Source organism: Desulfobulbus alkaliphilus (assembly GCF_016918545.1).
GTDB lineage: Bacteria > Desulfobacterota > Desulfobulbia > Desulfobulbales > Desulfobulbaceae > Desulfobulbus > Desulfobulbus alkaliphilus.
The window spans coordinates 1-399 of the sequence record NZ_JAFFQC010000389.1; the positions used below are offsets into that span (position 1 = coordinate 1).

Annotated in this window: 1 pseudogene; it reads right to left on the reverse strand. The window is 56.4% G+C overall.

Features of this window, described 5'->3' with window-relative positions:
- Positions 1 to 74: 74 nt before the first annotated feature.
- Positions 75 to 399, reverse strand: a pseudogene (locus JWG43_RS19065) (MFS transporter); the annotation flags it as partial.

A 399-nucleotide genomic window follows, 5' to 3' on the forward strand; every position in this document is an offset into this window, starting at 1 on the left:
ACGGTATGCAACCGTATCGATGATGAACAATTCCCGACACAATCGGCAAATCGACAAATCGTCTCATGGACAAATCAATGCCCCCCCATCAGGTCTTCCTTGCTGGGACCTGCGCCCTTGCGTTGCTTCACGAAGAGCATCAGCGGAACGAAGACCAGGAACATGACGCCGAGCCAGAGGAAAATATCCATGTAGGACAGGATGGCCGACTGCTTCATGACGCTGCCGCCGATTGCCTGGATTGCGCCGCTCTCGGCAACGTTCGGTGCCATGCCCCGTGCCTGGAAAGCACCCTTTATCGCCTGCATTTTTGCGACATAGGCAGGGTTGTCCGCACGGACGTTTCCGATCAGGTCCACATAGTGCGTCGTGTTCTGCTGCGCGAGCAGGGTGGTGATC